13 protein-coding genes are annotated in these 14961 nt (G+C 55.1%); 2 read left to right on the plus strand and 11 right to left on the minus strand.

Annotated features, from left to right (window positions below):
- Positions 1 to 119: 119 nt before the first annotated feature.
- Positions 120 to 728, minus strand: coding sequence for a biotin transporter BioY (locus NSS83_RS17615; RefSeq protein ID WP_341183508.1), 609 nt, complete (start codon positions 726 to 728; stop codon positions 120 to 122).
- A gap of 222 nt (positions 729 to 950) precedes the next feature.
- On the opposite strand from NSS83_RS17615, the gene NSS83_RS17620 reads away from it, so the two are divergent.
- Both NSS83_RS17620 and NSS83_RS17625 read left to right on the plus strand, forming a co-directional pair.
- The gene (locus NSS83_RS17620) at positions 951 to 1763 is read left to right on the plus strand and encodes an ATP-binding cassette domain-containing protein (protein WP_341346152.1); all 813 of its coding nucleotides are present in this window, start codon (positions 951 to 953) and stop codon (positions 1761 to 1763) included.
- Positions 1760 to 3556, plus strand: coding sequence for an ATP-binding cassette domain-containing protein (locus NSS83_RS17625; protein WP_341346153.1), 1797 nt, complete (start codon positions 1760 to 1762; stop codon positions 3554 to 3556). The genes NSS83_RS17620 and NSS83_RS17625 overlap by 4 nt, the downstream gene beginning before the upstream one ends.
- 584 nt (positions 3557 to 4140) lie before the next feature.
- On the opposite strand, the gene NSS83_RS17630 is transcribed toward NSS83_RS17625, so the two are convergent.
- From NSS83_RS17630 to NSS83_RS17675, 10 genes are all read right to left on the minus strand, one after another.
- Positions 4141 to 5205, minus strand: a complete 1065-nt coding sequence (locus NSS83_RS17630; RefSeq protein ID WP_341346154.1) for a hypothetical protein — start codon at positions 5203 to 5205, stop codon at positions 4141 to 4143.
- Positions 5206 to 5366: 161 nt separating this feature from the next.
- On the minus strand, positions 5367 to 8021 hold the full coding sequence (gene mprF / locus NSS83_RS17635) for a bifunctional lysylphosphatidylglycerol flippase/synthetase MprF (RefSeq protein WP_341185185.1): 2655 nt from the start codon (positions 8019 to 8021) through the stop codon (positions 5367 to 5369).
- 337 nt (positions 8022 to 8358) lie between these two features.
- Positions 8359 to 8721: a FlxA-like family protein gene (locus NSS83_RS17640; RefSeq protein WP_341346155.1), complete on the minus strand. Its 363-nt coding sequence runs from the start codon at positions 8719 to 8721 to the stop codon at positions 8359 to 8361.
- Positions 8722 to 8810: 89 nt separating this feature from the next.
- A complete protein-coding gene (locus NSS83_RS17645) occupies positions 8811 to 9677 on the minus strand; it encodes a DMT family transporter (RefSeq protein ID WP_341346156.1) in 867 nt (288 codons plus the stop codon).
- Positions 9674 to 10900, minus strand: a complete 1227-nt coding sequence (locus NSS83_RS17650; protein WP_341185184.1) for a multidrug effflux MFS transporter — start codon at positions 10898 to 10900, stop codon at positions 9674 to 9676. The genes NSS83_RS17645 and NSS83_RS17650 overlap by 4 nt, the downstream gene beginning before the upstream one ends.
- Before the next feature lie 613 nt (positions 10901 to 11513).
- Positions 11514 to 12122 (minus strand): alpha/beta hydrolase, encoded by a 609-nt coding sequence (locus NSS83_RS17655; RefSeq protein ID WP_341183503.1) that lies wholly within the window; start codon positions 12120 to 12122, stop codon positions 11514 to 11516.
- Positions 12119 to 13069, minus strand: coding sequence for a ring-cleaving dioxygenase (locus NSS83_RS17660; RefSeq protein ID WP_341183502.1), 951 nt, complete (start codon positions 13067 to 13069; stop codon positions 12119 to 12121). Before NSS83_RS17660 ends, NSS83_RS17655 begins: the two co-directional genes overlap by 4 nt.
- A 47-nt stretch (positions 13070 to 13116) precedes the next feature.
- On the minus strand, positions 13117 to 13518 hold the full coding sequence (locus NSS83_RS17665) for a DoxX family protein (RefSeq protein ID WP_341346157.1): 402 nt from the start codon (positions 13516 to 13518) through the stop codon (positions 13117 to 13119).
- 146 nt (positions 13519 to 13664) lie between these two features.
- Positions 13665 to 14138: a MarR family transcriptional regulator gene (locus tag NSS83_RS17670; protein WP_341183500.1), complete on the minus strand. Its 474-nt coding sequence runs from the start codon at positions 14136 to 14138 to the stop codon at positions 13665 to 13667.
- 99 nt (positions 14139 to 14237) lie between these two features.
- Complete coding sequence (locus NSS83_RS17675; RefSeq protein WP_341183499.1) at positions 14238 to 14957, minus strand: LytTR family DNA-binding domain-containing protein; 720 nt, start codon at positions 14955 to 14957, stop codon at positions 14238 to 14240.
- Positions 14958 to 14961: the final 4 nt, after the last annotated feature.

The following is a 14961-nucleotide window of genomic DNA, read 5'->3' on the forward strand; positions in this document are numbered from 1 at the left end:
TATTGTGAATAACGCAAAGTAGACGAATCCACGCCGCAGGGGCTATGAATTCGCCTATTTATGCTGGGCAAGACATAGCTTGCAGTTAGCATTTGTATTTATTAGTGAACAGCTTGTGGTTAGCGGCTTGTGGTTGTGTTGTCCCCGTCAGCCCAGACGCCTGTGTCATGGTTCAGAATACGTTCGATCGGATATACCTTCCATACCGCTGTTACTACAGCCGAACACAGGACTGCTTTGAGCAGGTCGCCCGGAAGAAACGGCCACATACCAGCCGTCAGTGCCTTGCCGAGTGAATCCATGCCTGTAGAATAGGCAAGCCATCCCACACCGCCCGGATAAACTAACAGTGCCCCGAAGATAAAGTTAGCTGCCAACAGCTTCACAAAGGTGTATTTGTCCTGCTTAATGCGTTCGGCGAAGAAGCCGATCAGCCAGGCCACGAACGGCCAGGAGAAGATATATCCGGCGGTAGGTCCAACCAGGACCGCTAATCCTCCGCTTCCGCCCATCACCTGGAATCCGGCAGCAGCGAGTCCGATTACGATTAGTACAGCAAGTGCCCCGTATCGGGCCCCAAGGATAGAACCAGCCAGCATTACCGCAAGGGTCTGCATAGTAATCGGTACCGTGGAGAAGGGCAGCGAGATTTTCAAATAACTCAGAGCTATCATGACAGCGGCGAATAAGGCACTGAATATCAGGCCGCGGGTTGTCCATTTCTTCATGACCGGGAGGCTCCCCCTTTTTTAAAAATATAATTTATATGTTTCACGCTACAAATTATCCTTCTATTTCCCGCCGAAACGATACCGTCCTTTAAAAGGCCGGCAAAGCCGTTTCCACTTGGGATCACTATAACATCCCCCCTCCAGATACATCAATCCTAAAATCTTTGTTATAATGGGGAGCAATTGTTGACTAGAGCTGGACGGAAAGCAGGCATGAAGATGATCAGGGCACATAATGTAAGCTTGTCCGTGCGGGAGGGGCAGCATCGCCGTATGGTACTGCAAGGGATTAACATTCATATAGAGCCTGGGGAATGGGTAGCGCTCACAGGGGCAAACGGCTGCGGCAAAACCTCGCTGATCCGCACCTTCAACGGACTGAACACCCCCTCCAGCGGCAGTCTGTCCGTGGCCGGACTCGATCTGCGTCTGCCGGAGAACCGGACGGCTGTAAAGCAACGTGTGCAGCTCGTATTTCAGAATCCCGAAGCACAGACGGTCGGCTCCACTCCGTTCGAGGATATCGCCTTCGGGCTGGAGAACCGGGGACTGGAACGGGAGCGGATGATTGCACGAATCCATGAGATCCTGCAGCAGGTAGGGCTAAGCCATAAAGCAGAAGCAGAGGTATCCACGCTGTCCGGCGGAGAGCGCCAGCGCCTGGCGGTAGGCTGCTGCCTGGCACTGGAAGCTGAAATGATTATCTTCGATGAGGCCACCTCGATGCTGGACCCTGAGGGGAGATCGGATATTATGGAGCTGGCTCAGGGGCTATGGCAGACGGGCACTACCATCCTCTGGGTCACCCAGCGGATGGAGGAACTGGCCGCAAGCCCGCGCATTGCGGTGCTCGGCGAGGGGAAATTGCTCTATGACGGCGGCCCGCGCAGCCTGTTCTACACCTCGGAGCTGCCGGAGACCCTCGGCTGGCTTCCTTCTCCGGCTGTCCGGGTCGGGAAGCTGCTGCTGAAGCAGGGCTGGCCGCTTCATCTGCTGCCGCTGACCGGGCAGGATCTGGAGGAGCTGCTATGAGAATTCATGCGGATCAGCTCACCTTCTGCTATGTTGGTGGCAGGCCAGCCGTTCAAAAGATATCTCTGGATATCCCTACAGGTTCGCTGACTGTCCTCTGCGGAGTGAACGGGAGCGGTAAGTCTACCCTGCTCCGTCTGCTCGCGGGTCTTGCCCAGCCCTCCTCCGGGCAGATACATTACGGTGACGGTGACGGGAAGAAGACGGACAACACGACCGCCGAACTGGTATCCATGGTATTCCAGCAGCCAGAGACCCAGCTCTTCGCGGGTACGGTACATAAGGATATCGAATACGGCCTGATAGAGCGCGGGGTGTCTAAGGAGAAGCGGACGGAGATCATTTCCAGCGCCCTGGCGAAGACCGGGCTGGCTTACGATGAATTCGCCGGGCGATCCCCCTTTCTGCTCAGCGGAGGCGAGAAACGGCGCGTAAGTATTGCGGGAGCCCTGGCCGTACAGCCCGGGCTCCTGATTCTGGATGAGCCGACCGCAGGGCTGGACCCGCAGGCGGCACAGGCACTGCTCGAAATGGTGGAGGAGCTGCGTAGCAGCGGACTGACCTTGATCATCGGCACCCACGATCTGGACAGCTTCCTTCCAGTTGCTGACAAGGTCATCGTGATGAAGCAGGGTGCTATCCATTATGACGGTCCTGCTCCGGCATTGACTGCCGATCCCGGCCTGCTGGCAGACGCCGGACTCATCCCCCCCGTCTATGCTTCTATGGGACGCAGAGCGGTGCAGCATGGTCTGCTGGAAGCAGTCCCGGATAGTCTGGAGGAGCTGCTGACCGCACTGGAAAAGCACCCGCTGCCTATGCCGCAGACGGACAACTGGGCGGCAGGCTCTGGCATCGTTGCCCGCAGCGGCGCCACAATACCCGGCAGTCAGAACACCAATGCCAGCGAACAGAGCGTGCAATACAGCTTAGAAGGCATCCGCCACCGGGATAATTCCCATCAGTTCACCGGGAGGAAGACCGCCCAGGCGATAATCAGGCCCGGCAGGCCAAAGCTCGAACAGGACCCTCCACGCAGATCTGGTTGGCAAGGCCTTGACCCCCGGGCCAAATGGCTGGGGATGATTCTCGGCTCGCTGGTCCTGTTAGGGATGAACACTCTGCTTCCGCTGCTGCTCACCACCGGGCTACTGGCCGGGCTCGCGGCTTCAGCTCACATCTCCTGGCGCCGGGCGTTCCGCTTCTTCCGCCCGTTCCTGCTGATGTTCCTGTTCCTCTGGCTGCTGTCCGGGCTTAGCTGGAGCTCTCCCGACTTCGCACTCGGGCCGCTCAGCTTCAGCTACGCAGGACTAATGCGCGGAGGAATCAGCGTGCTGCGCTTCCTGCTGCTGATTGCCCTGGGCTTCCTGTTCACCGAGACGACCACCGGCGCCCCCTTGCGCGAGGGGCTGGAATGGGGCATCGCTCCGCTGCGGACCCTGGGCATCCGCACCCGTAACTGGTCGCTTGCCGTATCTGTGACCCTGCAGTTCGTGCCGTGGATTCTCGGCAAGCTGGCCCAGCTGCAGCTGGCGCTGGGCTCACGCGGAAGACGCGCACGCGGGGTGGCCCGCTGGTCCCCGAGGCAGATCGCCCTAATCATCGTGCCCCTGCTGATTCTTGTCCTGGGCATGGGCGATGAGCTGGCGACAGCCGTAGAATCACGTGGTTATGATCCCGCCAAGCAGCGGACCCCCGTCTATCAGCTCCGCTGGAGCAGGCGCGATACACTGGCAGCGCTAAGTATCCTTGCGGTCGCAGCTATATTGTGGTGGGTAGCCCGGATTAGCTGAGCGGATGCGGAGCGATTCAGCGAACAAAATTACCATAGTGGATGGATCATGAGCGAATGGATCATGCAAGAACTTATACGTGCTTCGCAGCTAATATAGTTAAACCCACCTTACCTATCCGCCCACCTGTGGGGCATCCGGCGAAATCTGGGGCAACAGTGCCCCTGATTTTTGCTTCATTGGCCTTTATTCAGCCTTCGCACCCTCGCGTCAGCCCATTGTATGCTGTTTTTGGCATACATTCAGCCCGTGTGCCTGCGTACCACCTCATTGTATGCTGTTTTTGGCATACATTCGGCCCGTGCGCCTGCGCGCCACCCCATTGTATGCTGTTTTTCGCATACATTCGGCCCGTGCGCCTGCATGCCAGCCCATTGTATGCTGTTTTTGGCATACATTCGGCCCGCCTTCCCTCTCACCGCCCATTGTATTCGGTTTTTCGCATACAATCTTGGCACACCATTTACTCATTCAGCATGCGTCCAATTACTCCCCCAACCATGCGCTCACTCCTAATCAAAAGCAAGCCGCCTCCTCCAACAATCGGAGAGGGCGGCAATTTTATGCACCTACAACAGCTTTATTTACTTCAATGTACTCGCAATGACCGAAATATCACCGGAGGAATAATCCAGGAAATACGCTGTTTTCGACTTCACATTAGCATACAGGAATTTGGTGGTGCCATTCTTCGGCCATTCCTGTTTCTTCACCAGCACCGCACCTCCCTGAGAGAATAGAGACCATGAATGCCCCTGCAGATCTCCCACAAAAACCTGACCGTTAATGGCCTCCGTAACCCAACCGGAGATGTCGCCTTCCTCTTTAAAGACTTGTTTCACAGAACCTGTTTCTTTGCCGGTGGCTTTGCTAATTAACCGGAATACCTTCTGAGCCTCATCAGCTGAAGGGCGGCTGACATTCCCCGGCACGGGCTGATAGGTGTACGAAGTGAAGGCAGTATAGAAGTTCCCGCTGGATTGAATGGAAAAGTCCGTATTGAAGTCCTTGATTACCGTCTCATTTCTTGAATAGAGATTAACCAGCTTCACCAGATAGTCCGTGCTCATAACACCCTGTGCCTGATACTTAACCGCCAAATACGGGTATCCCTGAAAATCCCAATCCATTACGGATAGATTCTCATATCCCTTGTCATCGAACTTGGCATTGTAAGTTACATTCGGCTTCACCCAGGGATACTGATAGAGGCTGAAGGTATTCCCCGCTTGGACCATGATCCGTTCATTAGTTTTGCCGGTTGGAGCTACCCATTTCACTTTATCTCCTGCCGTTTTAAGCGAAATATCCGTTTTGCTGAGGAGATGTCCATTAGAGGAGAATACGGATTTTGAAATTTTAGTGCCCTTGCCTTGTTTAAGCAGCACAATTTTCGCGGGACTGCTCATCACCTGTAAGTCCAGGATACGGCTGGAGTCCTCTGATATCGTAGTCGAAGTGTTTGTATGTAAGTCAACGATATCTGCTTTATTATTCACATGATCCACAAGCGCCACTGTATTTCCGCTAACCCATACCACATCGGTCTGCTCATTGACCGGCTGCTCTTTGGGACTGGCATTCGCCGGACCGACGGAAACCAGCAGGCCCATAGCCAACGCAGAAATAACCAATACCTTCTTGAACATAGAATAATCCTCCTGTTACGCGATTTTCGATTCCATGTTTATGACGCCCGAATATATAAAAAGTTGCAGAAAATCAAATATTTTCCGCAACTCTTTATCGCCGTATCCGGCCATCCGTCTACTACAAGGCTTATTCGCCAATCGCAAGCAGGCTATTCATCTCACTTCCCCTCCTCCGGGTGCCTGGAGACCAGCCGCACCAGATCCAGGGTCAACAGAGGGAGTGTAACAGCAGCGGGATAGGCCAGATACCGCGGCTCCCATACCGGGTTGAACTTCTCCTTATACCGGCGCAGACCGGAGAAGCCGTACCAGTGGCCGCCGCGTTCAAAAACCAGCCGGGCAAGCTTCTCCTCCCGCAGCGCTCCAAAGCGTCCCCCGACATTGGACAGCGGGGCAGACCCGAGGTTAAAGCTTCTGTATCCGCGGCCTTTCGCCCATTCCAGCAGGCACAGGAACAGGTAGTCCATAGTGCCGTTCGGGGTATCCTTGTGATGGCGCATCAGATCCACCGAGACGCTCTTCTGCCCGTCATAGCCAGGAGCCACGGAGGCAAAAGCCAGCACATGGCCCTCTGGTCCGCGCAGCAGCGCCAGCGGTGCGAGCTGGAGGTACGGCTCGCTGAACCAGCCCAGCGAATAGCCTTTTTCCATCCGCCCGGCCAGCCATTCCTCTGACAACAGATGGAGCTCCTGCAGCAGCTCCTTCGAATGCTGTGCCTCTGTGATCTCGAAACGGTAGCCCTCGCGCTCGAACCGCCCCTTCACATTACGAAGGCTGGCGTTCCGCGAACCGCTAATGCCAAAGTCCGCCAGCGGAACCAGCGCCTCTTCCCCCAGCTTGAAGAACCGGTAGCCCTGCTCATGATAGAGCGGAAGATGCGCCGGGGTCGCCTGATAGAAGACTACAGATAGGCCATATAAGTCTGCAGCCTGTCTGAACTCACTGATTCCATTGTTAAGCAGATCCATCGGCCCCAGCGGGTCACCCAGCACCACCAGCTTGTCCCGGACTCTGGCGAAAGCGAACAGCACCCGGCCTCCCTGGGCCCAATAGAAGCTTTTGTCGCCGAGGAACAGCATGTGGCTTAAGGCATTGCCCCAGCCTTCTGAGAGAAAGCGCTCCAGCCGCGCCATATCCTTATCCGCGAGAAGCGTATCTGCCTTGTGCTGCGGCCTGAGGGCTACAAGCATCGTCAGCAGCAGCCAGGAGAAGATCAGTCCGCCGGCCGCCGTAACGGCCACATTACTGTGCTGCCGCAGCCATTCCGGCTGGATGCCGGGCGGAAGATGCTTCAGGAAGCCGTGATGGGTATAACTCGCCAGCCCGTAATAGCTAAGGGCTACAGCCGAAGTCAGGAGCAGCCACCATAAGGTGCTTTTAGCGCTAAAAGGAACGCTGATCCGGTAGAACCGGCTTCGTGAGATCCAGAGAATCAGCGCCACCACCAGCAGGAACAAGGCCTCCTCGTAATCGAACCCCTTCGTAAATGCAAAGACCGCCCCGCCAAAAAGCAGCAGGCTTGTCCAGACGTAAGCCCTGCGGACACGCAGGGAGATCCCCCGCGACAGCAGAATCAGCATAAAGCCGATCAGCACGGACAGATGGTGCGAGATCTGCATCACGGGCAGCGACAACAGCTCCTCTGTCACCTTCAGCCGGTAGAGCAGCTCAGGCGTAGCTGCGGACAACAGAAGAAGCAGACCGCTGGCCAGGACCAGCTTGCCGAGTGCCCATACACCCAGATCGCTGAGGAAGGTATATTGGCCGGGCCAGCCCCATATTTTCTGCCATACCGTCAGAGGTGCATCCACTCTATCGCCGCTGCGCTCAACGCCCTTCGTACCCGGCAGCCCGAACTCCAGCGCAGCCAGCACCAGCCCGAGCAGCCAAGGGATAATGTAATAAAATAATCTGTAGATGACCAGGACTGCCATGGCATGGTCACTCTTGATGCCAAGCTGGGTAAGCCCGAGCAGCGCAATCAGATCGAATGCGCCAATGCCGCCGGGGGCCATGCTTAGAATTCCCGCTATGGCGGCAACTACATATATACTAAAGACCGTGAGGAACGGGGCGTTCCCGAGCAGTTCACTGGCAATGAACCAGAAGGTCAGCCCGGCGAATATCCACTCCAGGAAGGAAGCTCCCACAGAAGCAACCACAGTAGACCAGGCGGTTCGCCCCTCACCCCGGTTGACCCATTTGGCGAAGAGCGCAGAGCGCTGGAGGAGTACAAAGAACGGCAGATACAGCGCTATCCCCCAGACTGCAAAACCCAGCCAGCGATGCGCCTCCAGCAGCCGGTCCGCCGGCAAAAGCCCGGTAATCGTCCCCCACCCGAGCAGCGACAGCCCCGTAATCATCAGTGGCGACAAAAACACAATAGCCGGCGCGAGCAAGGACGCGGGCACACTGCTCCGCTTATAGAGCAGCGTTCTAAGGCCCGCACCAGCCAGACCGGCGAATCCGATCATATTATTGAACGTATTGGCAATCCAGGCATAACGGAAGGTCCGCAGCCGACCGATCTGCAGGCGGAAATGCCGCCGGATCAAGTAATCATAAGTACTCATAACCGCCACCGACAGCAGCGATATCCCCAGCATCTGCATAATAGAGGGCACGGGAACGGATTTCAGATCACGGATGATTTTGCCTAAGTGAATCTGCTTCAGCTCATGCTGCCCCTCCAGATAGACCAGCCCGATAATCAGCAGCGGAAAAAGCGCCCGCACCGCCTTAATCCGGTAGATGGATATCAGCAGCCGTACGATTTTGAAGCGTTCCAATTTATTTTTGATTACAGTATGCATGACTTCACCTGTCCTCACTGCCGAACGCTCTTGTCGCCTGAACATATTCAGCCCTCTTCATACGAACCCATTATAACAAGATCCACAGCAGAACTCCCGTATAATGGTCACACGCTTACAAGAGTTAGACGGCAGGCGGAGGATATTCCCTGCACAGGGAGTATATTAGTTCCGGTGATGGGGAGAAGTGTACGCATTCATATATGCATAAAAGCACCCGGACTGCGATTAGTCCGGGTGCTTTTATCATCATGCCAAGGGTTGTCATTCCGTAATGGAGAGCCTGTCACCACGGCAATGGCGGCTCTCTTCATAGGCAAGCTGTTCTCGCTCAAGGTTATACTCTAATGTCGAATCTCCCAGAGCTGTCGGTGGTTGCGTTAGCAATCTCCTGAACGGATGCCGCTGTCAGCTTATTATTGTTACCGGAAGGCTTGTCCGGAGACGCAGCAGCGTTGTTGGCAGCAGCAGAGTTGCCCGCAGCCTGTGACTTCTGGGCAATTTGCGCTTCGATCTGCTTGATCTGCTGTTCCAGCTGCTTGGTTTGTGTTTCTTTGGCTTGCTCGTTGTCCTGGCTTGCGCTTACCTTCTCAAGCTCAGCTTCCAGCTTCGCCTTCTGCTTCTCAAGTGCAGTGGTATCACTGGCGCTGGAGGAAGTATAAGATACGGATGCTGAAGCGGCTACGGATGAGACATTCATGGGCGGTCCCTCCTCTCACCTCTTCAATATATCCCTTTTCTCTACAAGGAACGTTAAAATGCGCTGAAAGTTTGCTGAATAGCCGTTCTTTACTCCTTGCGCACCCTCCGGTTCACCAGCATAACGCTCAGCAGGATGATGACCAGCCCGGCGATGGTGTTGGCATAAACCTGCTCCTGCAGGAAGATTACGCCCCACAACAGGCCAAATACAGGCACGAGGAAGGTAACGCTGACGGTCTTGACCGGGCCGACACTGGCAATCAGCCGGAAATACAGCAAATACGCCACCGAGGTGCAGATCAGCGACAGGCCGAGGACAGAATATACAGCGGCGGAAGAAGGGAGATGATCCGGGGCAAAAATCACCGCCAGCGGCAGCAGCACCACACTTGCGCCCAGCTGCTGTCCCGCAGCAAGCGCCAGCGGAGTGAGACCGGAGCCTACACGTGACGCGTATAAGCCTCCGAACGCATAGCAGAGCGCAGCTCCAAGCGAATAACCTACGGATAAAAGAACCGTACTGGTCAGCGGGAGCGGACTCCAGCCAACCAGCACACCCACACCTACAAGGCCTATTATCAGTCCGGCCGATTTGGCCGCCCCCGGCTTCTCCTTCCGGGTCCCCCATGCCGCCAGTGCTGCGAACATCGGGGTTGTAGCATTCAGAATTGCCGCCAGCGAGGCGCTTAAGTGCAGCTCAGCCATACAGATCAGCGTGAACGGAAACGCCGCGTTAATCGCACCGAGCAGCAGGAAAGACTTCCAGTGCTTCAGGAGATCCAGCCTGCGCCGGGTCAGCAGCGCATAGAGCAGCAGAGCAGCTCCGGCAATCGTAACGCGCAGCTCTGTCGTGAAGACCGGACCCAGCTCCGGCGAGGCAATCCGCATGAACAGGAAGGAGGCTCCCCAGGCAAAAGCAAGCAGCAGCAGGGTAGCGAAATCCTTGCGGCTCAAGGCTGGACCTCTCTTCTGCACAGCAGCAGATAGGACAGAACCGACAGGAGACCCGCTCCCGCGATGACCAGCGCCATCGGCAGGGCCGAGCCGCTGCCGCCAAGTCCGACCAGCGGAGCCGCGCAGCTCCCCAGCAGCAAAGGAAGCAGACCCAGGAGCGCTGAGGCGCTGCCTGCCGTCTCCCCCTGATCCTGCATCGCCAGCGAGAAGCTGGTCGTACCCACCAGGCCTACACTGGAGACCACGGCGAACAGACAGGGCAGAATCAGCGCCAGCCCGCCCCCCGCGAGGAGGGTGACCAGCAGCAGGATGCCGCCTGCGGTGCAGAGAAGAAGGCCGCAGATCAGCAGCTTACGCTCACCCACTCTGGCCGACATCCGCCCGGCAATCTGCCCGGTCAGAATAATACCCAAGCCGTTCACGGCGAAGATCAGGCTGTACATTTGCGGGGATACCCCGTAAATGGTCTGCAGCACAAAGGATGATCCCGAGATATACGCGAACATGCCTGCCATAACAAAGCCCTGGGAGAGCGCGTAGCCCATGAAGCCGGCATTGCCAAGCAGAGTGCGGAAGGTACGCAGGGTTCCTGCCAGTCCGCTGCGTATACGCCGTTCCTTAGGCAGAGTCTCCGGCAGCCGCAGAAGAATGACCGCCGCGAAGAGCAGCCCGCATACGAACAAGACGATAAATACACCCTTCCAGTCCGTCACTCTCAGCAGTTGTCCCCCGATGACCGGAGCTGCAATCGGACCCAGTCCGTTGACAATCATCAGCAGCGAGAAGAACTTGGTTAATTCCGAGCCGCTGTACATATCGCGGACCGCCGCGCGGGAGATCACCACCCCTACCGATCCGGCCAGGCCCTGGACGAAGCGCAGCACAATCAGCAGTCCGATGGACGGGCTGAACGCGCAGAGCAGCGAGGACACCGCATAGATAATCATCCCGAACAACAGCGGAATCCGGCGCCCGTGCACATCACTGAGCGGTCCGGCTACAAGCTGGCCCGAAGCCAGCCCCAGCAGGAAAAAGGTCAGAGTAAGCTGAACCATGGCGGGACTGGTATCGAAATAGAGACCAAGAGCAGGCAAGGCAGGCAGATACATATCAATCGACAGCGGGCCAATGGTAGCGATGGCTCCCAGAATCACGGCAAGCTGCAGCCGCAGGCTTCTGGACGGCCCGCCCTCGGCCAGGCTTGTCATCGAATTTTGCTTCATCATGAACAGGATACATCCTTTCTTGCACGTAACCTTTAGTAAAACGGCAGCGCCATTTATGTTCAGGTCCGTTTATATATTTCTCCATACTACCCGATTACCGCCGGATTGTTCAATGAATTAATGGTTCGGCGGGAAAGAGCAGGGGGAACTGGTGCAGAGGGATCAAAGTGCAATAGTGCCGGGAGATAGAAGCGGTCTGATGGGGGCGACCTGCTCGCAAATCCTGCAGAATATGCAACAATGTCGCTCATGAGAGGCCCTCTGCGTGGAAATCCTGCTTGAAATGCAACATTCGCAGCCCTAACTAGCCCCGAAGCGCCGGAATTCCTGCAAAAGATGCAACAATGTGCCATAGCCAGTAACAAATTTAGAAAATTGCTGCAAAAAGTGCAACATTGCTGCTCGGTTGAAGTGTACTGTGCGCGTATCCTGCGCGAAATGCAACAGTCGCAACCCCAGTTTGTGCCGAATTTGAGTTACGTGCCCCCGCACCCCCGCCCAATCTCCACAACAACAAAAAACCGCCTGCCGTAGCCGCCAATCCACTATCTGTGATCGGCAGGCCCGCAGGCGGTTATTCTATTCCGGGTGGTGCTGTTGTTACTTACACTTAATTGGTAAGAGCGGCCAGCCAATCTCTTGCCGCCTCCGCCTCGGCTGCGCTCAGGCGGTGTCCCTGATTGCCCCAATGGGAGGTAACATCGGCTCCCGCTCCGCTGAGCAGAGCTTCCAGCTCCTTGGTCTCCGGAGTGGGGATAATCGGATCGTTGGTCCCTGCCCCGATAAAGACCGGAACCCCCTGCAGCGAAGGAATCGTCAGACCGCGCAGCGGAACCATCGGGTGCAGCAGCACTGCCGCCCGGAAGAGGGCTCCATAATGGAAGAGCAGGCTGCCCGCGATGTTCGCACCGTTGGAATAGCCGACAGCGACCAGATTACCGGCATCGAAGCCATATTTTGCAGCCGCTTCCTCCAGGAACTGCTTCACCTCATGGGTGCGGAAGATCAGATCCTCCTCATCGAAAATCCCCTCCGCCAGCCGCCGGAAGAATCGCGGCATGCCATTCTCCAGCACGTTGCCGCGGATACCGAGCACAGATGCTCCGGGTGCCAGCAGCTCGGCCAGCGGCAGTAGATCACGCTCGTTGCCGCCTGTGCCGTGGAATAAAACCAGCGTTGGCTGTGTTACGTCCGTACCTTGCTTGAATACATGGATCATACCTGCTTCACCTCGATTTCACGGATTTCAAACGGACTTAAATTGTCTTCTATCGCCGCACGCTGCGGCTCAAACCACGCCGGAAGCATCAGCTTCTGCCCCAGCGCCTCAGGTGCTTCATCACGGGCAAAGCCTGGAGGATCGGTTGCAATCTCGAACAGAATCCCGCCTTCTTCCCGGAAGTAGATGGCATTGAAGTACTGGCGGTCCTGCACCGGAGTCGGCTGGTAGCCGTGACTCTGAACCCGGCGGCCCCACTCCAGCTGCTCGTTGTCATCTACGGCCCGCCACGCAATATGGTGAACCGTACCTGTACCGCCGCCGCCCTGCGGAACCGGTGTGGCCTTCAGATCAATAATATTGCCGATGTCTCCAGTCGCTCTATACCGGATATAACCGTCCCCTTCAGCAATACGTTCCATCCCAAGTGTGCGGGAGAGTGTATCAGCTGTGCGTTCCGGGGCTGTGCTGTAGAGGACAGCACCTCCGAAGCCTTTTACCGCATGCTCTACCGGAACGCCGCCGAACGACCAGGTGCTCAGCGCACCCTCTTCACGCTCCACCAGCTCAATCCGCAGTCCGTCATAATCCGCGAAGGAGAGATACGACTCGCCAATCCGGGTAACCTTAGTCACAGGGATCTGGTAAGCGGCCAGCCGCTGCTCCCAGAATCCGAAAGAGCCGGCCGGTACAGCATAAGTGGTCACACCGACCTGGCCGCCGCCGATTCTGCCTTTACGTCCATGAGCCCATGGGAAGAAGGTGATGATCGTACCTGGTGCACCCTGCTCATTGCCGAAGTAAAGGTGATAGACCTCGGGGGCGTCGAAATTGATGGTTTTTTTGACGAGCCGCAGGCCCAGAATTCCGGCATAGAAATCAGCATTACGCTGTGCGTCTCCTACAAAAGCGGTAACATGGTGAATCCCTGCAGTATGCATAGTCATGAGTGAACCCTCCTGATAGTTATGATGATGATGCGCTTATTTTAATTTTAGTTGAAGAATATTGCGTCCAGCGAAATCGAACCCGCACCTGTCAGCGCTACACCTACAGCGACTACCAGCACCGTCAATGGAAACTCAATCCCGTTCGCCGTGGACCAGAATCCGTTAGGAGCATGCACCTTCACAATGGCACCGAGCATCGTTGCCGCAATCAGTACCGCAGCCACCGGAGTCAGCAGACCCAGAGTGAACAGCAAGCCTCCGACCAGCTCCATCAGACCTGCCAGCACCGCCATACGCACGCCGGGCTTAATCCCCATCGACTCCATCCAGCCGCCTGTTCCCTTAGGCCCATATCCGCCGAACCAGCCGAACAGCTTCTGTGCACCATGCCCGATGAACGCTACACCAATTACCAATCTCATCAACAATAAACCTACACTAACCATTTTAAACACTCTCCATTCCCTTGGTTTTAATTATCTTAACATTAAGATATTGGCTAAAAAAATTTATTGAGCTATTATTCTCTCATTAGTTCAACGTACTAATAAGCAGACAACCTTACCGCCGCTGGGCTGCGACGCACTCACTTCTATACGCCCTTGCCCAGCTTCTTCAACAGCAGTGTCGCCTGAGCCTTCTCTTCACTGTCCAGTCCGCCCATAAGGTTATGAATAGAATGAATATGCTGCGGAAAAATATGATCGAACAGCTCACGCCCCGTCTCTGTAATCTCGGCATACGTAACCCGGCGGTCATCCTCGCAAGGAACGCGCTTCAGCAGTCCACGCTTCTCCAGCTTATCGATATTGTAGGTGATGCTGCCGCTGGTGACCAGAATCTTCTCGCCGATCTGCTGAAGCGGAATCCGGTTTCTATGATACAGCACCTCCAGCACCATGAACTCCGCCGATGCCAGCCCGTGACTCTTCATATCCTTCACCGCCTGATCCATCAGGCTCTTATACGCCTTCGACAGAACGACGAACAATTTCAGCGATGCTGCCTGCTCTTGCTCCTGCGCAGTATCTGCTTCCGTTCCTGCTGTCTTATTCTTGCTGCTCATTCGCTGCACCTCCTGCCCGGCTGTGTTTGTCTTTAAGTTAATTATCTTTAAGTTAAGATAACTATACGTTATGGGGAGCGGTCTGTCAAGTGGTTCTATTCACTGAATTTGCTTCTGGAGAAACAAATTGAACTTCTTTCTAAATGATGTAGAGTTACTCTGCGACAACGGAAGGACATCTCCATTCGAAATATAGATATTATAGCCCTTCACATAACTGACATGGTTCAAATTGATAACAAAGCTCTTATGTGGAACTACAAAGTCATAGAGGCTCATCTTTCTTGAAATATTAGATATCTTTTCTTTATGGATTATGTACTGCTTACCTTTTATGGTCTGTAAATATATATCGCGGTTCATGTACTCAAAGTATAGTATTTCCTGGCTTTGAAGAGATCGCACACCTTCTTTGCACAAAAATTTAACCTGCTGCACCTCTTTCTTGTGCGGAGGAGTGTACCTAACGGTATCTATGAGCAAAGAGAAAAGGGTATCGCGATTCACCGGTTTTACCAGATAACCAAAAGCATGAACGGAGAACGCAGAATCTTTATTTATTGAGTGGCTAGATATAAATACGATTTTCACTTCTGTATCCAGCTCACGGATTTCCCGCGCCAACTCGTAACCGTTAACGCCGGACATATCCAAATCCAGAATTAACAGATCAAAAACTTCCCTGTCCTGTAATATAGTCGTTCCAAAAACGTACTCCTTTATGCTGTATTCTATTTGATTGTTCAAAGCTTCTTGAATGTAACCGCTAATTTGATTAAGGACATGGAGTTCGTCCTCACATACTCCTATCTTCAGCATCCTG

The organism is Paenibacillus sp. FSL H3-0469 (genome assembly GCF_038051945.1).
Classification (GTDB): Bacteria; Bacillota; Bacilli; order Paenibacillales; family Paenibacillaceae; genus Paenibacillus_AQ.